We start from the raw sequence: 22,244 nt of genomic DNA on the forward strand, positions 1-22,244 counted from the left end.
CTGCGGACGGGGGGCGAACGGTGGGCGACGGCGGGTTGACGCAGATCGGCGACGGGGTGTGGGCGGTTGTACGGACGCCGGGCGGCTGGGGAGAGGCGAACACCGGTCTCGTCGTCGATGCGGGCACGGCGTCGCTGGTCGTGGACACCGCGTGGGACACGCGGCTGGCGCGGCGGATCGCCGAGGCACAGCAGCCGCTGGTGTCGCGGGCACCGATCACCGAGGCCGTCAACACCCATTCCGACGGCGACCACTGGTGGGGCAACGACACGCTTCCGGCGACGGCCCGCATCACGACGAGTGCGGCCGCGCTGCGCGGCATGCGCGAGGATCTCCCTCCCGCCGCGGTGGCGGCGCTCGCGGCGGCCGGACGTCCGCTCGCCGCGCTGCCCGGGATGCTGGGCGCCGCGGCAGCCTACATGCGCCGGGTGCCGGGCGGCGCCCGCCTGCCGCTGCGATCGCCTCGGCTGCCCGACCACACCTTCGACACAGTCCTGCGGCTCGATGTGGGGCAACGTCCGGTCCAGCTCGAGCGCCTCGGGCCGTGCCACACCGCCGGGGACCTCATCGCGCACGTGCCGGACGCCGGCATCGTGTTCGCCGGCGATCTGCTGTTCATCGGCTCGACCCCGATCCTGTGGCACGGGCCGCTGGAGAACTGGCTCGCCGCGATCGACCGGCTGCTGGCCCTGGACGCGGACCTCTACGTGCCCGGTCACGGGCCGCTGTGCGGACCCGCGGAGATCCGCGAGTTGCGCGCCTACTGGGTGTGGCTCGAGCAGGCCGGCCGGGAACAGTACGCGCGCGGCGCCGGGCCGCTCGAGGCGGCCCGGCAGCTGGTGCGGGATCCCGAATTCGTCCGGTGGGGCGTTTGGATCCACCCGGAGCGGATCGTCCTGAGCCTGAGCACGCTGTTCCACGGGTGGGACGGGCATCCGCCGGCGGCGCCGACCGTCGTGCGACGGGCGCGGGCGTTCGCCGACGCCGAGACGCTGCTGCGCGAGTTGTCCGCGAAACGGTGAAGGGACCCTCCGATCGGTCGAACCGATCGGAGGGTCCCTTCACCCGGGCGGGTCAGGCGGCGACGGTCGCCTTCGCCTCCTGACGATTGCGGCGGATGCTGCTGGCGAACGCGGCACCGATGAGCGCGACCCCCACGAGACCCGTGACGATCTCGTTCACGTGATGGCCGATCGAGTACAGCAGGATGAACGCGAGCGCACCGATCGCCCAGTGCGCGCCGTGCTCGAGGTAGCGGTACTCCGAGAGGGTGCCCTTGCGGACGAGGAACACCGTGATCGAGCGGACGAACATCGCGCCGATGAAACCGAGGCCCAGGGCGATGATGATCGGGTCCGAGGTGATGGCGAACGCGCCGATCACGCCGTCGAAGGAGAACGACGCGTCGAGCACCTCGAGGTAGAGGAACAGGAAGAACCCGGCCTTGCCGGTGGCCTTGGCCAGCTGGGTGGGCCCGCCCGTCGGCTCTTCCTCTTCCTCGGGGATGTGGAACAGCTCGCCGAGCCCGTTGACGACGATGTAGGTGATCATGCCGAGCACGCCGGCGATCATCACGGTGGAGACCTTGTCCTCGGGAGCGAGGATCGTGGCGGTCAGCACCAGCAGCACCGAGGCGGTGACGACCTCGAGCTGGTCCAGCTTGCCGGCCCGCGCGAGCGGACGCTCGAGCCAGGCCAGCCACTTGATCTCGCGTTCCTCGAAGATGAAGTTCAGGAACAGCATCAGCAGGAACATGCCACCGAACCCGGCGATCTGCGGGTGGGCGTCGGTGATGATGGTCTCGTAGCTGGGGCTGCCGTCGGGGAAGTACGCGGCGTCGTTCGGCGGCGGGTTCAAGGCGAGGTCGAGTGCCTCGATCGGACCGAGGCCGGAGGCGATCCACACGATGAGCAGCGGGAAGATCAGCCGCATGCCGAACACGGCGATGAGGATGCCGATGGTGAGGAAGATCTTCTGCCAGAATTCGCTCATCCGCTGCAGCACGGTGGCGTTGATGACCGCGTTGTCGAACGAGAGCGAGACCTCGAGGATGCCGAGGATCGCGGCGAGGAACAGGGCCTGGGGTCCGCCGTAGAGGAAGGCGACCACCAGGGAGACGACGGTGACGGCAAACGATATGCCGAAGATGCGCAGAACCACGAAGCGTGGCCTTTCTGTCTGGATCGGGGCGGTGCAGGGTGGTTACTGCAGCAAATTATCGGTGAACCAAGGAAAGCGGCCCCCGGCGACGAAGCCGGGGGCCGGATCCGGAATCCGGATGCGACGTCAGACGTTGACGCCGTAGTCGCGGGCGATGCCCGCCAGGCCGGACGCGTAGCCCTGGCCGATGGCGCGGAACTTCCACTCCGCACCGTGCCGGTACAGCTCACCGAAGACCATGGCGGTCTCGGTGGAGGCGTCCTCCGACAGGTCGTAGCGGGCGAGCTCGTTGCCGTTGGCGCGGTCGACGACGCGGATGTACGCGTTGCGGACCTGTCCGAACGACTGGCTGCGGGAGTCGGCGTCGTAGATCGAGACCGGGAAGAAGATGCTCTCGATGTTGGCCGGCACGGCGCTCAGGTCGACGTTGACGACCTCGTCGTCGCCCTCGCCCTCGCCCGTGCGGTTGTCGCCGATGTGCTCGATCGAGCCGTCCGGGGACTTGAGGTTGTTGAAGAAGACGAAGTGCTGGTCCGAGACGACCTTCTTGTCGGCGCCGGTCGCGATCGCGCTGGCATCGAGGTCGAAGTCGGCACCGGTGGTGCTGCGGATGTCCCAGCCGAGGCCGACGGCCACGGCGGTGAGGTTCGGCGCTTCCTTGGTGAGGGAAACATTGCCGCCCTTGGTCAAGCTGACGCCCATGCGGGGTCCTTTCGATCTGTCGGTCCGGACGAGGTGCCCGGGCGGGCACGCCCGATTTGCGCGTGTCACTCCACCCTAATAGCTGTTCCGCGCCGACGCCCCATGCTCGAGGCGCGCGCACGGGGCCGAACCGCGCGGACCAGTACCATTCGGGGCGTGGCGAGCCGATGGACGCGCCGCCTCTTCGGCGGTGGGAGCACCGACGATCCGGTGGCCCGTGGCGCCTACGACGCGATGGTCGCCGCGTTCCTCGACATGGACCGCCGCCAGTCCGTCGCCGAGGCCGCCGTCACGGCCTCGCACGACCTCGCGCCGCAGCGCGGGCTGCGCCGCGAGTGGGAGCCCGTCCGCGAAGCCTGTTACCGCGCGGCCGAGACGTACCTGCACCTCGCCCGCACCGAACCGACCGATCCGCTCGCTCCCGCCCCGGCCTACGAACAGGCTCTGCAGCAGATCGGTCTCGCCACCCGCACCCTCGACCAGTTCTACGATCGCCACCGCGCACACCTCGAGCATTCGGTCGCGGTGGCACAGACCGTCCCGCAGCTCGCCCGGCAGGTCCGCACCGAGGCGCAGGCCGCGGCGGCGCTGGTGGACGCGCCCGAGCACGCCGCATACGCCGACTACCCGTCCGTGCGGTCCGCGGCGAACGCGCTCGACGCGGAGGTCCGCGCCCTGGATTCGGCGGTGGGAACCGGCGCCGTCCGAACGGCGGCACGGCGGGCCGAGGAGGCGGCCATCGCCCTGCGTCGCGCCCTCGCGCAGGCGCCGGACAAGGCCGAGTCCGCCCGGAAAGCTGTGGCATCCGTCACCACCCGCCTGTCGGCGGTCCGCACCCGCGCCGAGAGCCTGGCGCCGGCGTTCTCGGCCCTGCTGCGCGAGTTCAACGCGGCCAGCTCCGCCGACCTGTCCGGCAACGAGCGCGCCGCCCGCGAGTTCCTCGACCGGGCCGACGCCGACGTGACCGCGGCGCGAACGGCTTCGGCCGGGAACCGGCCCGAGCAGGCGCTCGAGCTGACCGCGGCGGCCCGGGCATCGCTCACCCAGGCGGAACGCTACGTCGACGCCGTCACCGAGCGGCTGTCCGTCCTCCGCGCGGTCCGCCGTGATCCGGCCGCGAAGGTGGAGCAGGTACGGTTCCGTCTGCGCGACGCGCAACAACTCGCGGTGCAACGGGGGTTGACCGCAGAATGGGGATCGGTGCTCGACGCGCAGCTCGATCGGATCGACAGGGCAGTCGGTTCGCTCACCGGCGTACACCCCGACTACTGGGCGTACGTCCGAGAGCTCGACGCCGTTTCGCGCTTCATCGCCGGCGTGGTGCAACGAATGAGAGGACGAACGGAAGAGGCATGAGTGGGGGAACCTTCGCCGATATGCGCACGATGCACCATTTCCACCACATGGACCGCGCGACCCGGGACACGCTGTTCCTGCATCCGCCGCAGGCATTCTCCGATGCCGACGAGCGCGATCGGCTCGCCGTCGCGCTCGGGGCCACCCTGTACGTCCCGGCCACCCGCGCGGATCTGACCGCCACGATCGCCCGCCGAGCCCGCGAGGGTGTCGCCTCGATGGTGATCGACCTCGAGGACGCCGTCGCCGATCACGAGGTCGAGGACGGCCTGCGCAACGCGGTCGCCACCCTCGACGAGCTCGCCGGCACCGCGGCCGCGACGATGCTGCTGTTCGTCCGGGTGCGCACCCCCGACGGTGTCGACCGCATCGCCGACATCCTGGGGCCCGGCGTCACCGCGTTGACCGGATTCGTTCTGCCCAAGTTCACCGCGGCGTCGGGGCCGGCCTTCCTCGATGCGGTGGCGGCGGCGTCCGAGCGGCTCGGCAAGCACCTGTACGCGATGCCGGTGCTCGAGTCCGCCGAGCTGGTGCACCGGCAGACCCGCGACGGCGAGCTGCAGCAGATCGCGGCACTGCTCGCCGGACACCGTGACCGCGTGCTGGCGGTACGGATCGGGGCCACCGACATGTGCGGCACGTTCGGCATCCGCCGCGACCGCGATCTGACCATCTACGACGTGCGCGTGGTCGTCGATGTCATTGCGGATGTCGTCAACTACCTCGGCCGCACCGACGGCACCGGATTCGTCATCACCGGTCCCGTCTGGGAGTACTTCGCCGATCACGAGCGCATGTTCCGCCCGATGCTGCGGGCCACGCCGTTCGCCGAGCACGACGCGGTGATGTTCCGCCAGCAGCTCGTCAGCCGGGATCTCGACGGGCTGCTCCGCGAGATCGCCCTCGACCGGGCGAACGGCATCCAGGGCAAGACCGTGATCCATCCCTCCCATGTGGCCGCGGTGCACGCCTTGTCCGCGGTCACCCACGAGGAGTACCACGACGCGGTCGACATCCTCGGCGGCGACGCAGGTGGCGTGCAGGCCTCCGGTTACCGCAACAAGATGAACGAGCGGCGTCCGCACCGCACCTGGGCGCAGCAGACGTTGCTGCGCGCCTCGGTGTTCGGCGTCACCAACAAGGGAGTCACTTTCGTGGACCTGCTGACGGCATTGGTGGACCGGTGACCGCAGGGTTGCAGTCACCCTGGGCGACGGAGCAATTCGGCCTGGAACTGCAGCACTTCGACTCGGCGACCGGCGACACCGTGCCGGACCTCGTCGTGCCGGGGCTGCGCCGCAACCCCCGTCGCGCACACCTGCTGGTCTCCACGGTGCTCGGCAAGCACATTCCCACCGACCCGGCCGCGGTCATCGGCGCGGGTGACCGGCTCGGCGATCTCGTCGCGGACCTGCTGGGCTCCGCCGCGCACGACACGGTCGTACTCGGATTCGCCGAAACCGCAACGGGCCTGGGTCATTGTGTGGCCAGCCGGCTGCGAGCGCGCTGCTACCTGCACTCCACCCGGCGTGACGTGCCCGGCGCCGGCACCTTCGCCGGGTTCGAGGAGGGCCACTCGCACGCCACGTCGCACCTGCTCCAGCCGACGTCGCCGGAGCTGTTCGCGAACGACGCACCGCTGGTCCTGGTGGACGACGAGATCTCCACCGGCGCCACGGCCGTCGACGCGATCCGGTCCCTGCACCGGCACCATCCCCGCGCCCGGTACGTCGTCGCGTCGCTGGTGGACATGCGCACCGCCGATCACCGTCGCGCGGTCGACGAGGCGGCCGCCGAACTCGGCGCCCGGATCGACCACGTAAGCCTCGCGGCGGGACACACGATCCTTCCCGACGGGCTCGTCGAGCGGGTCGCCGCACTGCCCGATCCGGATATGAATCCCGTTGCCTCACAACGGGGCTCCGTGGAGTTCGTGACGTTGCCGTGGCCGGCGACCGTGCCCGACGGCGGGCGGCACGGCTTCCTGCGCACCGACACCGTGGCTTTCGACGCCGCGATCGAGCACACGACCGAGGCCGTGGCCACCGCCCTCGGACCGGGACGGCCGGTCGTCGTGGTGGGCCACGAGGAACTGATGTACCTGCCGCTGCGCATCGCCGACGCGCTCGCCCGCCGGGGGATCCCCACGCGGTTCCAGACCACCACCCGCTCCCCTGCGTACGTCCGGGACGTGCCCTGCTACCCCCTTCGGCGCGGATTCACCTTCATCGCACCCGAACCCGACGACGTCCCGCGGTACCTGTACAACGCGCGGTGGCCGGAGGAACGGGCACGGCTGCTGCTGGTGCTCGACGATCCCGCCGACACCGATCGCCTCCGGGCCGACGGTGGCCTGCTCGACGTGCTGACCGCCGCCGGGGAGGACGTGGTCGTCGCCGTCGTGCCCGCCACCGACCCGTCGGTGCTGCGCGCCGCCCGGGAGGGACGATGACCGTTCCGCTGGCCGGACCCGACTTCGGCTCCTACGCCCCGGACGAGGTGCGGTGGCTCCTCAAGGACCTCTCGCACGTCGCCCTCGAGGCCGACATCGCCGAGCGCGAACGCCGCATCCAGTCGGGTCTCGCCCACTACGCCGAGACGCTGCCGATCGAATACCAACCCGATGCCGCCTACCGCGAGCTGTTCGACAAGGTACTCGCCGCGACGGCGGGGCGCCTCGCCCACGCCGTCGGTACGGTCACCGAACTGCTGCTCGCCGAACGGGGCCGGGACCTGACGCTCGTATCACTGGCCCGCGCAGGCACTCCCGTCGGCATCCTGATCCGTCGCTGGGCGCAGCGGCACCACGGGCTGGACCTGCCGCACTACGCGGTGTCGATCGTGCGGGGCCGTGGCATCGACGTCGCCGCCCTCGACCACGTGACGGCGCGTCACGATCCGGCCTCGGTGGTGTTCGTCGACGGCTGGACCGGCAAGGGCGCCATCGCCCGCGAACTCGCGGCGGCCCTGGCCGAGTACCGGGCCGCGGGCGGTCCGGAACTCTCCGGCGACCTCGCCGTGCTCGCCGACCCCGGGTACTGCGTGCGGACCTACGGCACCCGCGACGACTTCCTCATCGCCTCGGCGTGCCTGAATTCCACTGTCTCCGGCCTGGTCTCACGCACCGTCCTCAACGAAACCCTGATCGGCCCGGGCGAGTTCCACGGCGCCAAGTTCTACGCCGAACTTGCCGGCGAGGACGTCTCGGCCGTCCTCCTCGACACCGTCGCCGCGGAATTCGGAGACCGGGACGCCGCAGTCACCGCCGCCGGGGACATCCTGCGGTCCGACCGCACCCCCACGTGGGCGGGCTGGGAGTCGGTGGAGAGGGTACGGGCCGAGTACGGCATCTCCACCGTCAACTACGTCAAGCCCGGTGTCGGTGAGACCACCCGGGTGCTGTTGCGGCGCGTGCCGTGGCGGGTGCTGGTCCGCGAGGCCGATGCCGAGGAGCACGCGCACATCCGGATGCTCGCCGCCGCCCGCGACGTGCCGGTCGAAACGGTTCCCGACCTGGCGTATTCCTGCATGGGACTGATCAAGGATCTGCCGTGACCACCGCCCTCGTCGCGACCGACCTCGACCGCACGATGATCTACTCGCGCGCCGCGATGGGCGAATCGCCCGTCGTCGACGGCGATCTGGTGTGTGTCGAGCACTACGACGGTGCGCCCCTGTCGTACCTGACCGTCACGTCCGCGCAGCGCCTGCGCGACCTGGCCGCCGCCGCGGTGGTGGTGCCGACCACCACGCGCACCCCGGAACAGTTCCGGCGCATCGCGCTGCCCGGCGCACCGTGGCGCTACGCGATCGCCAGCAACGGCGGCGTGATCCTCGCCGACGGTGTGCCGGACACCGGGTGGCGGCAGGCGGTGGACGCGGGCGTGCGCGCCGAGGGCGCCGGACTCGACGAGGTCACCGCCGAACTGCGGCGCCGCGTCTCCGACGACTGGGTGCACAAGTTCCGCATCGCCGACGAGTTGTTCTGCTATCTCGTGATCGACGTCGCCGCCCAGCCGGTCGGATTCCTCGACGAATGGGACCACTGGTGCCGCGGCCGCGGATGGAGCGCCTCGCAGCAGGGCCGCAAGCTGTACACGATGCCGTCGGCGGTGTGCAAGAGCAAGGCCGTCGCCGAGGTCCGCCGGCGCCTGGTCGCCGACGGAACGCTCGCCCCGGATGCCGCGGTACTCGCCGCCGGGGACGGAGCGCTCGACGCCGAGATGCTGGTCGCCGCCGACGCCGCGATCCGGCCGCGGCACGGCGAACTCGAAGCGCTGGACTGGCGGCACCCGACGGTGACGGTGACCCGGGAAACGGGGATCCGGGCCGGCGAGGAGATCCTGGCCTGGTTCGCCCGATACGCCCGGATCGGCGCGGGTTCGTACAGTGGCAGTGACGCTCCATGTTCCCCAAGACAGAGTTTCCAGTAACAGTGAGGACCCCTCCCGTGCCCGTATCTCTCGCCAAGGGTCAGAACGGCCCCCTCACCGCCACCGACGTCGTCGTCTCGCTCGAGCTGACCACCCCGGCCGACCTGTCCGCCCTGTTGGTCAAGGCCGACGGCAAGGTGCGCTCCGACGCCGACTTCGTCTTCTTCAACCAGCCGAGCGGGCCGGGGGTGCGGCTCGTGCCGGGCACTCCCGGGCAGGCCGCGTCGCTGGCCGTGTCGCTGAACCAGGTGCCGGCAGACATCGACCAGGTGCGCGCGGTCATCACCCTCGACGACGCGTCGAGCAGCTTCGGTCGCTTCGCCCCGCCGTCCGCGCGGGTCTCCGACACCGCGGGCAACGTCCTCTACGAGTACCGGATCGACGGGCTGAGCAGCGAGTCGATCGTGATCGCCCTCGAGCTGTACCGGCGGCAGGGCGCGTGGAAGGTGCGGGCCGTCGGCCAGGGATACGCGGGCGGGTTCGCCGCGCTCGTGACCGATCACGGGGTGAGCGTCGACGACGCGCCCGCGGCGGCGCCGCAAACGGCTCAGCCCGTGCCGCCGTCGGCCCCGGCCGCGCCGCCCGTACCGCCGGCCTACTCCACGCCGCCGCCTTCTGCTCAGCAGCCCTACCAGCAGCCGGCCCCGCCGCAGCCGTACGTGCAGGCCTCCGCGCCGCAGCCGGCGCAGGACGCCCAGCCCGAGGTCAGCCTCACCAAGAGCCGGCCGGTCAGCCTCGTCAAGGGCCAGAAGGTCACCCTCCGCAAGGAGGGTGGTGTGGCCCTGACCTACCTGCGCATGGGGCTGGGCTGGGATCCGATCGCGAAGCGCGGTCTGTTCGGCAACCGTGCCGCCGACATCGACCTCGACGCGTCGGCTGTGCTGTTCGCCGACCAGAACCTCGTCGACGTCGCGTACTACGGCCAGCTGCGGTCCAAGGACGGCTCGGTCCAGCACCAGGGCGACAACCTCACCGGCGAGGGCGCCGGCGACGACGAGGTCGTGCTCGTCGACCTCACCCGGGTCCCGGCCCACATCACGACGGTCATGTTCATCGTCACCTCGTACAAGGGGCACACCTTCGAGCAGGTTGCGAACGCGTTCTGCCGGCTGGTGGACGGCACCAACAACGCCGAGCTGGCCCGCTACACCATGCAGGGCGGTATGCCGTTCACCGGCATGGTGATGGCCAAGGTGTACCGGCAGGGGCAGGACTGGAAGCTTCAGGCGATCGGCGAGGGCATCCAGGCCAAGCATCCCGGGGAGGCCGCGCCGCAGCTCGGCCGGTTCCTGGTGTCCTGACGCCGTGACGGGGAGATTCGCGGCGGGGCAGAACGCCCCGCTGACGGCGCGCCGGGTCCGCTTCACGGCGCGCGCGGCGGGGCCGCTGGACGTGTGCGCGCTGGTGGTCGACACGAACCTGCAGGTACGCACCTCCGCCGACGCCGTGTTCTACAACCAGCCCGCGGCGCCGGGCGTGGACCTGGCCGGCGACGCCGTCGTCGTGGATCTCGACCGGGTGTGCCCGCAGGCCGCCGCGGTGCTGTTGGCGGTCTCCTCGGACCGAGGGCCGGTGGGCGCGCTGTCCACCGACCTGACCGGGCCGCCCGGATCCGGGCCGGCGACGTTCGACGCGCCCGCCGGCGGTGCCGAGTCGGCGGTGATCTGCTGGGAGTTGTACCGCCGCGACGGCGGATGGAAGCTGCGGGCGGTGGGCCAGGGGTATACCGGTGGACTCGCCGAACTGTTCCGCGCTCACGGAGTGGACGTCGACGACGAGCCGGCTCCGCCTTCGCCGGATACCCCGGCGACGGTGCCGGTCGAACCGGAGCAGGCGTGGGAGCGGACCTGGCAGATCTTCGAGGACGCATCCCGCTCTGCCGCCGCGTTCGTCTCCGCACACGACTACGCACTGCACCGGCTCGACGAGGAACTGTCCGCAGCCGTCTCCGACCCGGCCTGCCGCACCGGACCGGCCGCCGACCAGGCTCGGGCCGAGGCGAATCGGCGATGCGACGAGCTGATCGCCGCGGCTCGCGCCCGGCACGCCGCCGACACCGCGTTGTTGACCGAGGAACTGCGCGCCGTCGGCGCGGCCCTGCCCGCGGCGATGGCCTCGTGGGACGCACCGGCGTGGCAGCGGCCGGGTCTCGGCGGAAACGGGCTGCGGATAGGCGAACTCGGGGCCCCGGATCGCGACTCGCCGACACTTCCGTTGTGCCTCCCGTTGCCGCTGCGGCGCCCGCTGTGGGTCGACGGGGACTCCGTCGCCGCCGCCCCGATCGTGTCGGCCCTCGTGGTGCGGCTCCTCGCGGCGCACCCGGCGGCGCGCCTCGACATCGTCGACACGGCCGGTGCGTTGTCCGCCCTCACCGATGTGGTGTCCTTCGCAGTGACGAGCCCGGTCGTCCGCGACGTCCCGGACATCGGACCCCGGCTGCGCGACGTGGCGCACGCGGTCGATCTCGCCGCCCTGGCCGCGACCGCGGATCCGGGTGCCGAGCCACCGGCGCCACGGATCGTGGTGCTCGCGGGTATCCCGCACGGCTACACCCGTGACGATCTGATGCACGTCGTCCGGATCGTGGAGGCGTCTGCGACACAGCCGGTTTCGGTGATCATCGTCGGCGAGGACGACGGTGTGACGGACGAGCCGTTGCTGGACCTGCTCTCGCAGGAGGCTCAGCACCTACCGGTGGCGCCGGGCACCCACATGGCCGATCCGTGGACCGGCACCGACTGGCAGCTCACGTTGGACACTGCGCCGGACCGCGACGGGCTCCGCCGCGTCGTCGCTGCGCTCGGGCGCTGAGCCTCGGGCTGAGCCGAACATCCGCGCGCGGCCGTGCTCCTTGCGCGCGTCCGTCGGGGGCCGTACCCGCGCAGGAAGCACCTCTGCGCGCAAGGACAGTCGCGCGCCGCCGGTCCCGACATAGGCACTCGCTATCGGTCGCTGTGGATCTTGGACTTTGTTCCGCCGAGGCGCTGGTGATCGACTGATCGGGCACGGCGGCCCGACATCGAGGCGCTCGCCGAACGGAACGAGGAGTGGGATGTGAGCGGTCTGCACCTTCCGCAGCGGGTCCGGCAGCACGCGGCGGAACGGCCGGACGCACTTGCACTGACCTGCGGCGACACCACCGTCACCTTCGCCGAACTCGATCGGCGCACCAATCGGCTCGCGACCGCCCTGAGCGGTCTGGCCCGCCGCGGCGGTCGGATCGGAGCGCTCCTGCGCATGCGGCTCGAGGCCGCCGAGACGTTCGTCGCCTGCGGGAAAGCGGGGCTGGTGTTCGTCCCCCTGAACTGGCGGCTCACCCCGGCGGAGGCCGCCCGCATCGCCGAGGACGCGGAACTCGACGTGCTCGTCGTCGAATCCGGGTTCGCAGCGGCAGCCGAGGCGATCCGTGCCGCACTGCCCGGCCTGCCCGTCGTCCTCGTCGACACCGAGCCCGGCGACGACCTGCTGCCCGGGGCGTGGACGTGGGAACGGCTCACCGCCACCGGCGCCGACACCGATCCCGGCCGCGGCAACGACCCCGACACGACGCTGTTGCAGCTGTACACCTCCGGCACCACCGGCACGCCGAAGGGGGTGCTCATCACCCACCGCAACCTCCACAACGACGAGGAGGGACAGCGCATCTACCACTGGCGGCCCGACTCGGTGGCGCTGAACGCGATGCCGCTGTTCCACATCGCCGGGGCCGGATGGCTGAGCACCTGCCTGTCCGCCGGTGTGCACGCCGTCCTGCTCGGCGAGTTCCAGCCAAGCACCGTCGCGTCGCTCGTCGAACGCCATCGCATCACCCATGCGTTCCTGGTGCCCGCGACCGTCCAGATGCTGCTCGACCTGCCCGGCCTGGACAGGTTCGACCTGTCGAGCCTGCAGTTGATCTTCTACGGCGCCTCCCCCGTCACCCCGTCGATGCTGCGCCGCGCCGTGCACACCCTCGGATGCGGATTCGTCCAGCGCTACGGGATGACGGAGACGAGCGGCTCCGTCACCGCGTTGCGCGTCGAGGATCACGACCCGACCGGTCCCCGCTCCTACCTGCTGCGCTCGGCGGGCCGCCCCATGCCCGGTGTGGAGATCGCCATCCGCGACGTGGCGACCGGGGAGGACCTGCCGGTGGGAGGGTCCGGCGAGATCGTGTGCCGCTCCCGCCACAACACGTCCGGCTATTGGCGGCGCCCGGAGGAGACCGCGGCGCTGTTCACCCACGACGGATTCCTGCGCACCGGCGACGCCGGCCACCTCGACGAGGACGGCTACCTGTTCGTCACCGACCGGGTGAAGGACATGATCATCACCGGCGGGGAGAACGTCTACCCGATCGAGGTGGAGTCGGTGCTCGCCGAGCATCCCGCCGTCGCCGAGGTCGCCGTGGTCGGGGTCCCCGACCGCAAGTGGGGCGAGGCCGTCACCGCCGTCGTGCGGGTGGCCGACGGTGCCGCCGTGCCGGACGAGAGCGAACTGGTCGCGTTCACCACCAGCCGGCTCGCCTCCTACAAGAAGCCGCAGCGCATCCACTTCGTGAGCGAGCTGCCGCGCAACGCCAGCGGCAAGATCCTCAAGCGCACGTTGCGCGACACCCTCGCGGGGGAGGTGTCGTGACCGCGGTCGAGGTCGTCGGCGTCGTGCAGCAGGAGGCGTGGCGGCGCGGCGAGCTGCCACCGGTCGAGCAGGTCCGGCCCGGGCTGTGGTCGATTCCCGTGCCCATGCCGAAGAACCCGCTGCGCTACGTGCTGGTCTACGCGCTGGCCCTGCCCGACGGCCTGGCCCTGATCGACGTCGGCTGGGACTCGGAACAGTCGTGGCAGGCCCTGGTCGACGGAATCCGGCAGACCGGGCACGACATCACCGAGGTCCGGTTCGCGGCGATCACGCACCTGCACCCGGACCACTTCGGCCTGGCGCCGCGGCTGCGCGAGGTCAGCGGTGCCGCACTGGCGATGCACGCCGCCGACGCGTCGCTGCTCGGCCACCACACCGCCACGGATCGGGAAGGGTTCACCGCGGCCTGGGCCCGGCAGCTGGCCCGGCTCGGAGCCCCCGAAGAGGTCCGATCGGGCGAGGTCATGGAACTGGTCCGGTTCGGGCCGCGCGAGTCGCTCGACGTCGTGCTCGACGACGGCACCCCCCTGGATCTGCCGGGCTGGGACCTGCACGCCGTGTGGACGCCCGGCCACACCCCCGGCCACCTGTGCTTCGTCGATCGCACCCACGAGCTGGTGTTCAGCGGCGACCACATGCTCCCCCGCATCAGTCCCAACATCTCCACCGTCCCGGGCGAACTGCCGAATCCGTTGCACCGCTACCTGCTGTCGCTGCACGCCACCACGAGCCTGCCCGACGGCGAGGTCTTCCCCGCCCACGAATACCGCTTCCGCGGTGTCGCTTCCCGCGCGCAGGCGCTGCTCGGCCACCACGAGGAACGGCTGGCCGAGATCGCCGAGGCCGTGTCCCGGCACCCCGGTTCCACGGCGTGGGAGGTCGCCACGCGGATCTCGTGGTCCCGTCCGTTCGAGACGATGTCGCCGCGTCTGTGCCGGCTCGCGGTGCGGGAGACCGACGCCCACCTGTTGGTTCTCGCCGACCGGGACGTGGTCACCGGGTGCGGTACCGACCCGGACCGCTGGATGCCGGCAACCGCCGTCCCCGTACGATGAGCCGGTGGACCTTCACCTCATCACCTATTTCGTCGCGGTCGTCGACCGGGGTGGGATCACGAAGGCCGCCCAGTCCCTCTACATTTCGCAGCCGTCGCTGTCGCAGGCCATCCGCACACTCGAACGTCGGCTCGGCACAACCCTGTTCGACCGGACCGGGCGCCGGCTCACGCTCACCGAGGACGGCCGCCGGCTCGACGTAGCGGCGCGCCGCATCCTCGCCGACGTCGAGCGGGCGAAGGCGAAGGTCGCCGCGGTACGCGAACTCGCCTCGGGCCGCGTCGACGTGGTGACGTACTCGTCGTTCTCGTTCGACCCGATGATCGAGCTCGCCCGCCGCTTCCGTGACCGCTACCCGCACATCCTGGTGCGGATCGTCGACACGGACGGTCCCGCCGGGGTGCACACCGCGCTGCGCCGCGGCGAGGCGGAGATCGGCGTGACCGACCTGTCGGTCGAGCACGCGGGCATGATCACCGTGCCGCTGTTCGAGCAGGAACTCGTGCTCGCCCTCCACCACGACCTCGCGGCCGACCTGCCGGACCCGATCCCGCGCACCCGTGTGCGGGACGTACCCCTCGTCGTCGATCTCGGCGACCGCACCAACGCCGCGAAGGCGGGCGGGCTGCTCGCCGAGAACGCCGCCAATGTGGTCGTCGACTGCGCCCACCCGGCGGCGACGTGGGAACTGGTGTGCCTGGGCACCGGCGCAACGGTGGTGCCCAGGCCGGTGGCCGAACAGCAGATGCCCACGGTGACGGTGCGGCCGCTGGAGCCGCCGCTGACCCGGCCCGTCGGACTCGTGCTGCGGGCGGGCGAGCCGTCGCCGGCCGCGGCGGCGTTCCTCGACGTCGCCTCGACACTGCGGCAGGGGGTGTAGGACTGTGGATTTCCGGCAGGTGGAGTACTTCCTCGCGGTCGTCGAGAACAACGGCATCAACGGGGCCGCGACCGCGCTCGGCGTCGCGCAGCCGACGGTGTCGCAGGCCCTGCGCAGCCTCGAACGCGAGCTCGGCGTCGAGTTGTTCCACCGCATCGGTCGCGGCATGGTTCTCACCGCGGCGGGCCGCAGCCTCATCGGCCCGAGCCGGCAGATCCTGCGTGACGTGACCGCGGTCGAGGAGCTGCTCGCCACGTCGGACGGCGCGGTGGCGGGCCGGCTCGACATCATGGCCTTCCCGGCACTGTCCGCCGGCCCGCTGGTGGAGCTGATCGCGCGGTTCCGCCGCGAATATCCCAAGGTCGCGGTGCGGTTCTCGGCCCTGCAGGACGAGGAGCTGGTCGCGTCGCTGATCCGCGACGGTCACTGCGAGTTCGTCGTTGCGCACCTGCCGCTCGAGGGCGGCGACGGACTCGAGGTGATCGAGCTGGGCGAGCAGGAGTGGTGGCTGGCGTATCCGCCGGGATCCGAGCTGCCGGAGGGCCCGATCCACCTGTCCGAGCTGCCGGACATCCCCATGGTGTTCGCGCCGACCGGTGGGTCGATGGTCGATGCGGTGGAGTCGGCGCTGCGCGCGGCCGGTGCCCGTCCGGAGATCTCCGTCCTGGTCGGCCAGCGCGAAGTCCGGCTGCCGATGGTGGCAGCCGGACTCGGCGGGTCGATCGTGGATCGGGTGCCGGCGGAGGCCGCCGGGGACCGGCTCGTGGTGCGCGCATGCGAGCCGCGGCTGGTGGGCACGTACGGGCTCGCGTTCGATCCGGCGACCCTGTCTGCGGTGGGTCAGGCGTTCGTCGACCTGGTACGGCGGCGCTGACGCGCCATGGCGCTGCCGCGCCGGTGCGTCCTTTGAGTTGCTCCCACAGCCCAAAGGACGCACCGGCCGCGAAGCGGCCTACACCCTCTCGAACACCGCGGCCAGACCCTGACCGCCGCCGATGCACATCGTCTCGAGGCCGTAGCGGCCGTCGCGGCGGTGCAGTTCCCGGGCGAGCGTCGCCAGCATGCGGCCGCCGGTCGCGCCGACCGGGTGGCCCAGTGAGATGCCGGACCCGTGGACGTTGGTGCGCTCGAAATCGGCTGCGCCGAACTTCCATTCGCGAGTCACCGCGAGTGCCTGCGCCGCGAAGGCCTCGTTGAGTTCGATCACGTCGACGTCGGCGAGCGTGATGCCGGCCTTGGCGAGGGCCTTCTCCGTGGCCGGAACCGGGCCGATGCCCATGATCTTCGGAGCCACACCGGCCAGGCCCCAGGACACGACCCGCACGAGCGGGGTCAGGCCCAGCTCCGCGGCGCGCTCGGGGGTGGTGACGAGGCACATGGACGCGGCGTCGTTCTGGCCGCTGGCGTTACCGGCGGTGACCGTGGCCTCGGGATCCTGCTTGCCCATGATCGGCTTCAGCTTCGCCAGCGACTCGACGGTGACGTCCGGGCGGGGATGCTCGTCGGTGTCGATGACGTCGTCACCGGAGCGGGTCGTGACGGTGACCGGGACGATCTCCTCGGCGAGGATGCCGTTCTTCTGCGCGGCGACGGCGCGGGCGTGCGAGGACACCGCGAGCTCGTCCTGTTCGAGCCGGCTGATGCCGTAGTCGCGGCGCAGGTTCTCGGCGGTCTCGATCATGCCGCCGGGCACCGGGTAGAAGCGGCCGCCGGCGGTGGCCCGGGCACGCACGAGGCTGTCGTGCATCTGCACGCCGGTGCGGGCGCCGCCCCAGCGCATGTCGACGGAGTAGAACGAGGCGTTGCTCATCGACTCGGCACCGCCGGCGACGACGACCTCGTTGTCGCCGTTGCCCACCTGGAGCGCAGCCTGGATGACGGCCTGCAGGCCGGAGCCGCAGCGACGGTCGATGTGCATGCCGGGCACCGTGATCGGCAGGCCCGCGTCGAGCGCGACGACGCGGCCGATGGCGGGGGCCTCACTGTTGCCGTTGCAGTGGCCGAGAATGACGTCCTCGATCGCGTCGGGGGCGATTCCGGTGCGGTCGAGGAGACCCTTCAGTGCGGCGACACCGAGGTCGACGGCGTTGAGGGACTTGAACATTCCGCCGTAGCGGCCGATGGGAGTGCGGACGGGCTCGCAGATGACTACTTCGCGCATGACGACCTTCGGGAGAGGAGAGTGATTGTGAAAGAGACTGTGAGACAGGGACTCACATGAATCGGCCGCCGGTGACCTCGAGTACCGTACCGGTCATGTACGAGGACATGTCGGACGCGAGGAAGAGGGCCACGGACGCGATCTCGGACACCTCGCCGGGCCGGCCCATGGGGATCTCGCTCATCTTCTGATCCCAGGCCTTCTGCGGCATCGCCTCGGTCATCGCGGAACGGATCAGGCCCGGCTGGATCGCGTTGACCCGCACGCCGTGGTGCGCCATCTCCTTCGCGGCCGCCTTGGTGAGGCCGACGATGCCCGCCTTCGCGGCCGAGTAGTTGGTCTGGCCGACCATGCCGACCTTGCCGGAGAGCGAGGAGATGTTGACGATGGCGCCACGCTTGGAATCGCGCATGATCGCCGACGCCTTGCGGGTGCCGTGCCAGGTGCCCTTGAGGTGGACGGCGATCACCAGATCGAAGTCCTCCTCGGTCATGGTGCGCATCGTCGCGTCGCGGGTGATGCCGGCGTTGTTGACGACGACGTCGAGCGAGCCGAACCCGTCGACGGCCTCCGCGAGGAGCGTGTCCCACTCCTCCGCGTTCACCACGTTGCACCGCACCGCCCGGGCCACCTCGCGGCCACCGAGCTTCTCGGCGGCGGCTGTCGCGGCATCGAGGTCGAGGTCGCCGAGGACGACCCGGGCGCCGGCGTCGACGAACTCCTGTGCGATCGCGAAACCGATGCCCTGAGCGCCTCCGGTGATGACGGCGGTTCGGTTCTCCAGCAGTGACATGAGGTTCCTTTCGCACGAGCCCACCCGGTCCGGGGACGGTGGGAAGGCACCGATGAATCGAGGACGCGGGCGACGCCCGTCGGCTGATGCTCCGAATATACCGAGAGGACCGGTGATTCGACCCCGCCCCATTCATCGACAGTGCCTATGTGGCGATGGGGTGATTCGTATTGGACACCCGCCGCCCCGGAAACCGATGGTGGATTCATGACAACCTCGACTGCGACGCCGGCTGCCCAGGTCGACGACGACGACTTCCAGGAAATCCTCGCCCAGACCCGCGCGTTCGTGCGCGGCGTGGTGGTGCCGCGCGAGCAGGAGATCGCCGACACCAACGCGATTCCGGACGACATCCGCACCGCTGCCAAGGAGATGGGCCTGTTCGGGTACGCCATCCCGCAGGAGTGGGGTGGGCTGGGCCTGAACCTGGCGCAGGACGCCGAGCTGGCGATGGAGCTGGGCTACACCACGCTGTCGCTGCGGTCGATGTTCGGCACCAACAACGGCATCGCCGGGCAGGTCCTCGTCGGGTTCGGCACCGACGAGCAGAAGGCGCAGTGGCTCGAGAAGATCGCCTCCGGCGAGGTCGTCGCGTCCTTCGCGCTGACCGAGCCCGGCGCCGGCTCGAACCCGGCCGGGCTGCGCACCAAGGCGGTGCGCGACGGCGACGACTGGATCATCACCGGCGAGAAGCGGTTCATCACCAACGCCCCGCTCGCGGACCTGTTCGTCGTCTTCGCCCGCACCCGCCCCGCCGACGAGAACGGCACCGGCATCGCGGTGTTCCTGGTCCCGGCCGACACCGACGGGGTGCAGGTCGGCGCCAAGGACCGCAAGATGGGCCAGGAGGGGTCCTGGACGGCGGACGTGCACTTCACCGACGTGCGGGTGCCGGCCGCGGCGCTGGTCGGCGGCAGCGAGGACGTCGGCTACAAGGCCGCGATGACCTCCCTGGCCCGCGGCCGGGTGCACATCGCGGCGCTGTCGGTGGGGCAGGCGCAGCGCGCGCTGGACGAGTCGGTGGCGTATGCGGCGACCGCGACGCAGGGCGGCACCGCGATCGGCAACTTCCAGCTGGTGCAGGCGATGCTCGCCGATCAGCAGACCGGGGTGATGGCCGGGCGGGCGCTGGTGCGCGACGCGGCGCGGGCGTGGGTGGAGGGCACCGACCGGCGGATCGCGCCGTCGGTGGCGAAGCTGTTCTGCACCGAGATGGTCGGCAAGGTCGCCGACCTGGCGGTGCAGATCCACGGCGGCACCGGGTACATGCGGGAGGTGCCGGTCGAGCGGATCTACCGGGACGTGCGGCTGCTGCGCCTGTACGAGGGCACCAGCGAGATCCAGCGTCTGATCATCGGCGGCGGACTGGTCAAGCAGGCCCAGCGCGGCTGACCCCGGAACGCGACGAGGGGCGGTGCCTGTCGAAGGCACCGCCCCTTTTCGTCTGTTCGTCCGAGCGAATGTATCGCTCACCTCGTCAGACCGACAGCATGGTCCATTCGCTCGGCGACGCGGCGACGCGGCGACGCGGCGACACGGCGACACGGCGACACGGCGACACGGCGACACGGCGACAGGGCGACAGGGCGACAGCCGGGCACCGTCGCGGTACCCGGCTGCCGGTTCAGCGTGAGGCCGCGGCCTGCTCGATCCGGGCCCGCAGATCCGTCTTGAGCACCTTGCCCGCCGCGGAGGTGGGCAGCGCGTCCACGAGCACGACCTCGCGAATCTTCTTGTAGGGCAGGACCTGCTCGGCAACGAATGCCATCAGCTCGGCAGGGTCGGGCTGCGCGCCCGGCACCGGCACCACGAAGGCGACCGGTTCCTGCCCGACGTTGCCGGCCTCGCGGCCGACCACCGCCGCCGTCGACACCGCAGGATGGGACACCAGGATCTCCTCGAGCTCACGCGGATACACGTTGTAGCCCTTGTAGATCAGCATGTCCTTGGCGCGGTCGCAGATATAGACGTAGCCGTCGGCGTCGCGGTAGGCGATGTCGCCGGTGTCGAGCCAGCCGTCCACGTACTGCTGGGCCGTGATCTCGGGATGGCCGAGGTAGCCGTCGGTCACCTGAGGCCCACGGACCCACAGTTCGCCGCGCTCGCCCTCGCCGAGGACGACGCTCGGATCGTCCTGGACCCGGATCTCGATCTCGGTGTCGAAGACGGGCAGGCCCACACTGCCGAGACGATAGGTGGACCCGATGATCAGCGGCATGGCGGTGACCACACACGTGCCCTCGGTCAGGCCGTAGCCCTCGGCCACGCGGGCGTTCGGGAACGCCGCACCGAGCGCCTCGAGCGTGACGTGGTCGATCGGCGCCGCCCCCGACGACACGACCCGCACCGACGTGGTGTCACGGCGGGCGACGTCGGGGTGGGTGGCCAGCGCATGCCACATGGCCGGGCTGCCGGTGATGTAGCTGGCGCGGTGCCGCTCCACGAGCTCGAGCATGCGGGCGGGGTCGAAGCGGCCCGCGAGCACCTGGGTGAGGCCGCACAGCAGCAGGAACGACGTGTTGATCAGCGCGTGGGCATGGAACAGGGGCGACACGACGACGGTGGCGCCCTCGCCGGGGATCACCCCGTGCACATCGAGACCCTCGATCGGGCGCAGCGCGACCAGCCCGTCGTCGGTGGTGACGACCTGGTGGGCGGCCCGCCACCCGCACATCTGGGTCACGTTGGCGACCACGTTGCGGTGCAGCACGCGCACGCCCTTGGAGATGCCGGTGGTACCGCCGGTGAAGGCCAGGTGCGCGACGTCCGTTCCGGCGACCTCCGCCGGCGTGAACGCCGTGGGCTGCCCGGCGAGGAACTCGTCGTACCGCACGACGGCCGCGGAGGTGGGGGCCACCTCCACCGGCTCGTCGGAGACCACCACGATCGTCACGGCCGTGGTGCCCGCCGCGGCGCCGAGGAGGACACCGAGCTGCTGCGGCTGGGTCACCGCCGCCACGGCGCCCGTCTCCTCGATCTGCTTGCGCAGGCCCGGTTCCGGTTGCAGCGGGTTGACCAGCGTCACGGTGGCGCCGGCCCGCAGCGCACCGTAGTAGGCCACGATGAACTCGATGCAGTTGCCCACGTGCAGCAGCACCACGTCGCGCGGGGCGACACCGGCTCCCTGCAGGGCGGAGGCGAACTGCGCGGAGCGCTCGTCGAGCTCGCGGTACGTGCACACCCGTTCCCCGTCGACGATCGCCGGGCGGTCGCCGTAGAGGGCGGCCATGCTCGGCGCCCACACGCCCATCGTCACGTCCGGGTAGGACAGCGACATCGTCGACGGATCCGGCAGGTTCATGGTCATCCGTCCCACCTCAGCGCGGGGCCATGCGGATGGCACCGTCGAGACGGATGGTCTCACCGTTGAGGTAGCCGTTCTCGAGGATGTTGGTGGCCAGCCGGCCGAACTCGTCGGGGCGGCCCAGGCGCGCCGGGTTCGGCACGGTCTTCTCGAGCGAGGCACGCACATCGTCGCGCAGGCGCGCGAGCAGCGGGGTGTCCATGATGCCCGGCGCGATGGTGTTGACGCGGATGTTCTTGCTGGCCAGATCGCGGGCGGCGACGACGGTCATGCCGACGATGCCGGCCTTGGACGCCGAGTAGTTGATCTGGCCGATCTGCCCCTCGAAGGCGGCGACCGACGCGGTCATGACGATGGCGCCACGCTCGCCGTCGACCGGCTCGAGCGCGGCCATGCGCTCGGCACCGAGACGCAGCGCGTTGAACGAGCCGATCAGGTTCAGCCGGATCACGAACTCGAAGTCCTCGAGCGAACCGGCCTTGCCCTCCTTGTCGAGGACGCGCATCTTCCGGCCGGCGCCGGCGCAGTGCACGAGTCCGCGCAGGCCGCCGCGCTCGTGCGCGACGTCGAGGGCGGCGGCGAACTGCTCGGCGTCGGTGACGTCGGCGGCGGCGAAGGCCGCGCCGTCACCGAGGGAGCTCGCGACGTCGGCACCCGGCGAGCCAGGCAGGTCGATGAGGGTGACGGTGCCGCCGGCGTCGAGGACGCGGCGGGCGGTGGCCAGGCCGAGACCGGAGGCGCCGCCGGTGATCGCGACGGAAAGACCCTTCAGTTCCATATCTT

At 71.1% G+C, this 22,244-nt stretch carries 19 protein-coding genes; 13 read left to right on the forward strand and 6 right to left on the reverse strand.

All coding sequences use genetic code 11. The features are described 5' to 3' along the window. Positions 1-20 precede the first annotated feature (20 nt). Positions 21-1,022, forward strand: coding sequence for an MBL fold metallo-hydrolase (locus G6039_RS04750; protein WP_029546597.1), 1,002 nt, complete (start codon positions 21-23; stop codon positions 1,020-1,022). Positions 1,023-1,074: 52 nt separating this feature from the next. Here G6039_RS04750 and G6039_RS04755 read toward each other — a convergent pair whose 3' ends face one another. Together G6039_RS04755 and G6039_RS04760 are read right to left on the reverse strand one after the other, a co-directional pair. Beyond that, entirely contained in the window at positions 1,075-2,160 is a 1,086-nt protein-coding gene (locus G6039_RS04755; RefSeq protein WP_006941733.1) for a DUF475 domain-containing protein, read from the reverse strand. Positions 2,161-2,286: 126 nt separating this feature from the next. Next, complete coding sequence (locus G6039_RS04760; RefSeq protein WP_006941734.1) at positions 2,287-2,862, reverse strand: TerD family protein; 576 nt, start codon at positions 2,860-2,862, stop codon at positions 2,287-2,289. A 234-nt stretch (positions 2,863-3,096) separates the two neighbouring features. On the opposite strand from G6039_RS04760, the gene G6039_RS04765 reads away from it, so the two are divergent. From G6039_RS04765 to G6039_RS04815, 11 genes are all read left to right on the forward strand, one after another. Further along, a complete protein-coding gene (locus G6039_RS04765; protein WP_043799993.1) occupies positions 3,097-4,218 on the forward strand; it encodes a hypothetical protein in 1,122 nt (373 codons plus the stop codon). Further along, positions 4,215-5,405: an HpcH/HpaI aldolase/citrate lyase family protein gene (locus G6039_RS04770; RefSeq protein WP_029546599.1), complete on the forward strand. Its 1,191-nt coding sequence runs from the start codon at positions 4,215-4,217 to the stop codon at positions 5,403-5,405. The genes G6039_RS04765 and G6039_RS04770 overlap by 4 nt, the downstream gene beginning before the upstream one ends. Continuing rightward, positions 5,402-6,670, forward strand: a complete 1,269-nt coding sequence (locus tag G6039_RS04775) for a phosphoribosyltransferase family protein (RefSeq protein WP_043799922.1) — start codon at positions 5,402-5,404, stop codon at positions 6,668-6,670. Before G6039_RS04770 ends, G6039_RS04775 begins: the two co-directional genes overlap by 4 nt. Next, a complete protein-coding gene (locus G6039_RS04780; RefSeq protein WP_006941747.1) occupies positions 6,667-7,773 on the forward strand; it encodes a cysteine protease StiP family protein in 1,107 nt (368 codons plus the stop codon). The genes G6039_RS04775 and G6039_RS04780 overlap by 4 nt, the downstream gene beginning before the upstream one ends. 35 nt (positions 7,774-7,808) lie before the next feature. Then, the gene (locus tag G6039_RS04785) at positions 7,809-8,651 is read left to right on the forward strand and encodes an HAD family hydrolase (protein WP_050036473.1); all 843 of its coding nucleotides are present in this window, start codon (positions 7,809-7,811) and stop codon (positions 8,649-8,651) included. A gap of 17 nt (positions 8,652-8,668) precedes the next feature. Then, entirely contained in the window at positions 8,669-9,952 is a 1,284-nt protein-coding gene (locus tag G6039_RS04790) for a TerD family protein (RefSeq protein WP_043799926.1), read from the forward strand. Between the two features lie 4 nt (positions 9,953-9,956). Then, complete coding sequence (locus G6039_RS04795) at positions 9,957-11,462, forward strand: TerD family protein (RefSeq protein WP_043799928.1); 1,506 nt, start codon at positions 9,957-9,959, stop codon at positions 11,460-11,462. A 243-nt stretch (positions 11,463-11,705) separates the two neighbouring features. Further along, positions 11,706-13,268 carry a long-chain-fatty-acid--CoA ligase gene (locus G6039_RS04800; protein ID WP_043799930.1) on the forward strand — a complete coding sequence of 521 codons (1,563 nt, stop codon included), beginning with the start codon at positions 11,706-11,708 and terminating at the stop codon, positions 13,266-13,268. Further along, entirely contained in the window at positions 13,265-14,323 is a 1,059-nt protein-coding gene (locus G6039_RS04805) for an MBL fold metallo-hydrolase (RefSeq protein ID WP_006941752.1), read from the forward strand. Before G6039_RS04800 ends, G6039_RS04805 begins: the two co-directional genes overlap by 4 nt. Before the next feature lie 4 nt (positions 14,324-14,327). Then, positions 14,328-15,203: a LysR family transcriptional regulator gene (locus G6039_RS04810; RefSeq protein WP_006941753.1), complete on the forward strand. Its 876-nt coding sequence runs from the start codon at positions 14,328-14,330 to the stop codon at positions 15,201-15,203. 4 nt (positions 15,204-15,207) lie between these two features. Next, entirely contained in the window at positions 15,208-16,077 is an 870-nt protein-coding gene (locus G6039_RS04815) for a LysR family transcriptional regulator (RefSeq protein WP_043799932.1), read from the forward strand. A gap of 78 nt (positions 16,078-16,155) precedes the next feature. Here the strand turns inward: G6039_RS04815 and G6039_RS04820 are convergent, their stop codons facing one another. Both G6039_RS04820 and fabG read right to left on the reverse strand, forming a co-directional pair. Next, a complete protein-coding gene (locus G6039_RS04820; protein ID WP_043799934.1) occupies positions 16,156-17,364 on the reverse strand; it encodes an acetyl-CoA C-acetyltransferase in 1,209 nt (402 codons plus the stop codon). 52 nt (positions 17,365-17,416) lie between these two features. Beyond that, complete coding sequence (fabG, locus tag G6039_RS04825; protein WP_006944004.1) at positions 17,417-18,157, reverse strand: 3-oxoacyl-ACP reductase FabG; 741 nt, start codon at positions 18,155-18,157, stop codon at positions 17,417-17,419. Positions 18,158-18,364: 207 nt separating this feature from the next. On the opposite strand from fabG, the gene G6039_RS04830 reads away from it, so the two are divergent. After that, positions 18,365-19,549: an acyl-CoA dehydrogenase family protein gene (locus tag G6039_RS04830; protein WP_029546608.1), complete on the forward strand. Its 1,185-nt coding sequence runs from the start codon at positions 18,365-18,367 to the stop codon at positions 19,547-19,549. A gap of 232 nt (positions 19,550-19,781) precedes the next feature. Here the strand turns inward: G6039_RS04830 and G6039_RS04835 are convergent, their stop codons facing one another. Further along, positions 19,782-21,464, reverse strand: coding sequence for a class I adenylate-forming enzyme family protein (locus G6039_RS04835; protein ID WP_043799995.1), 1,683 nt, complete (start codon positions 21,462-21,464; stop codon positions 19,782-19,784). Positions 21,465-21,474: 10 nt separating this feature from the next. Further along, positions 21,475-22,239 carry an SDR family NAD(P)-dependent oxidoreductase gene (locus tag G6039_RS04840; protein WP_006944010.1) on the reverse strand — a complete coding sequence of 255 codons (765 nt, stop codon included), beginning with the start codon at positions 22,237-22,239 and terminating at the stop codon, positions 21,475-21,477. Positions 22,240-22,244: the final 5 nt, after the last annotated feature.

It is taken from the genome of Rhodococcus aetherivorans (genome assembly GCF_011058165.1).
Classification (GTDB): domain Bacteria; phylum Actinomycetota; class Actinomycetes; order Mycobacteriales; family Mycobacteriaceae; genus Rhodococcus; species Rhodococcus aetherivorans.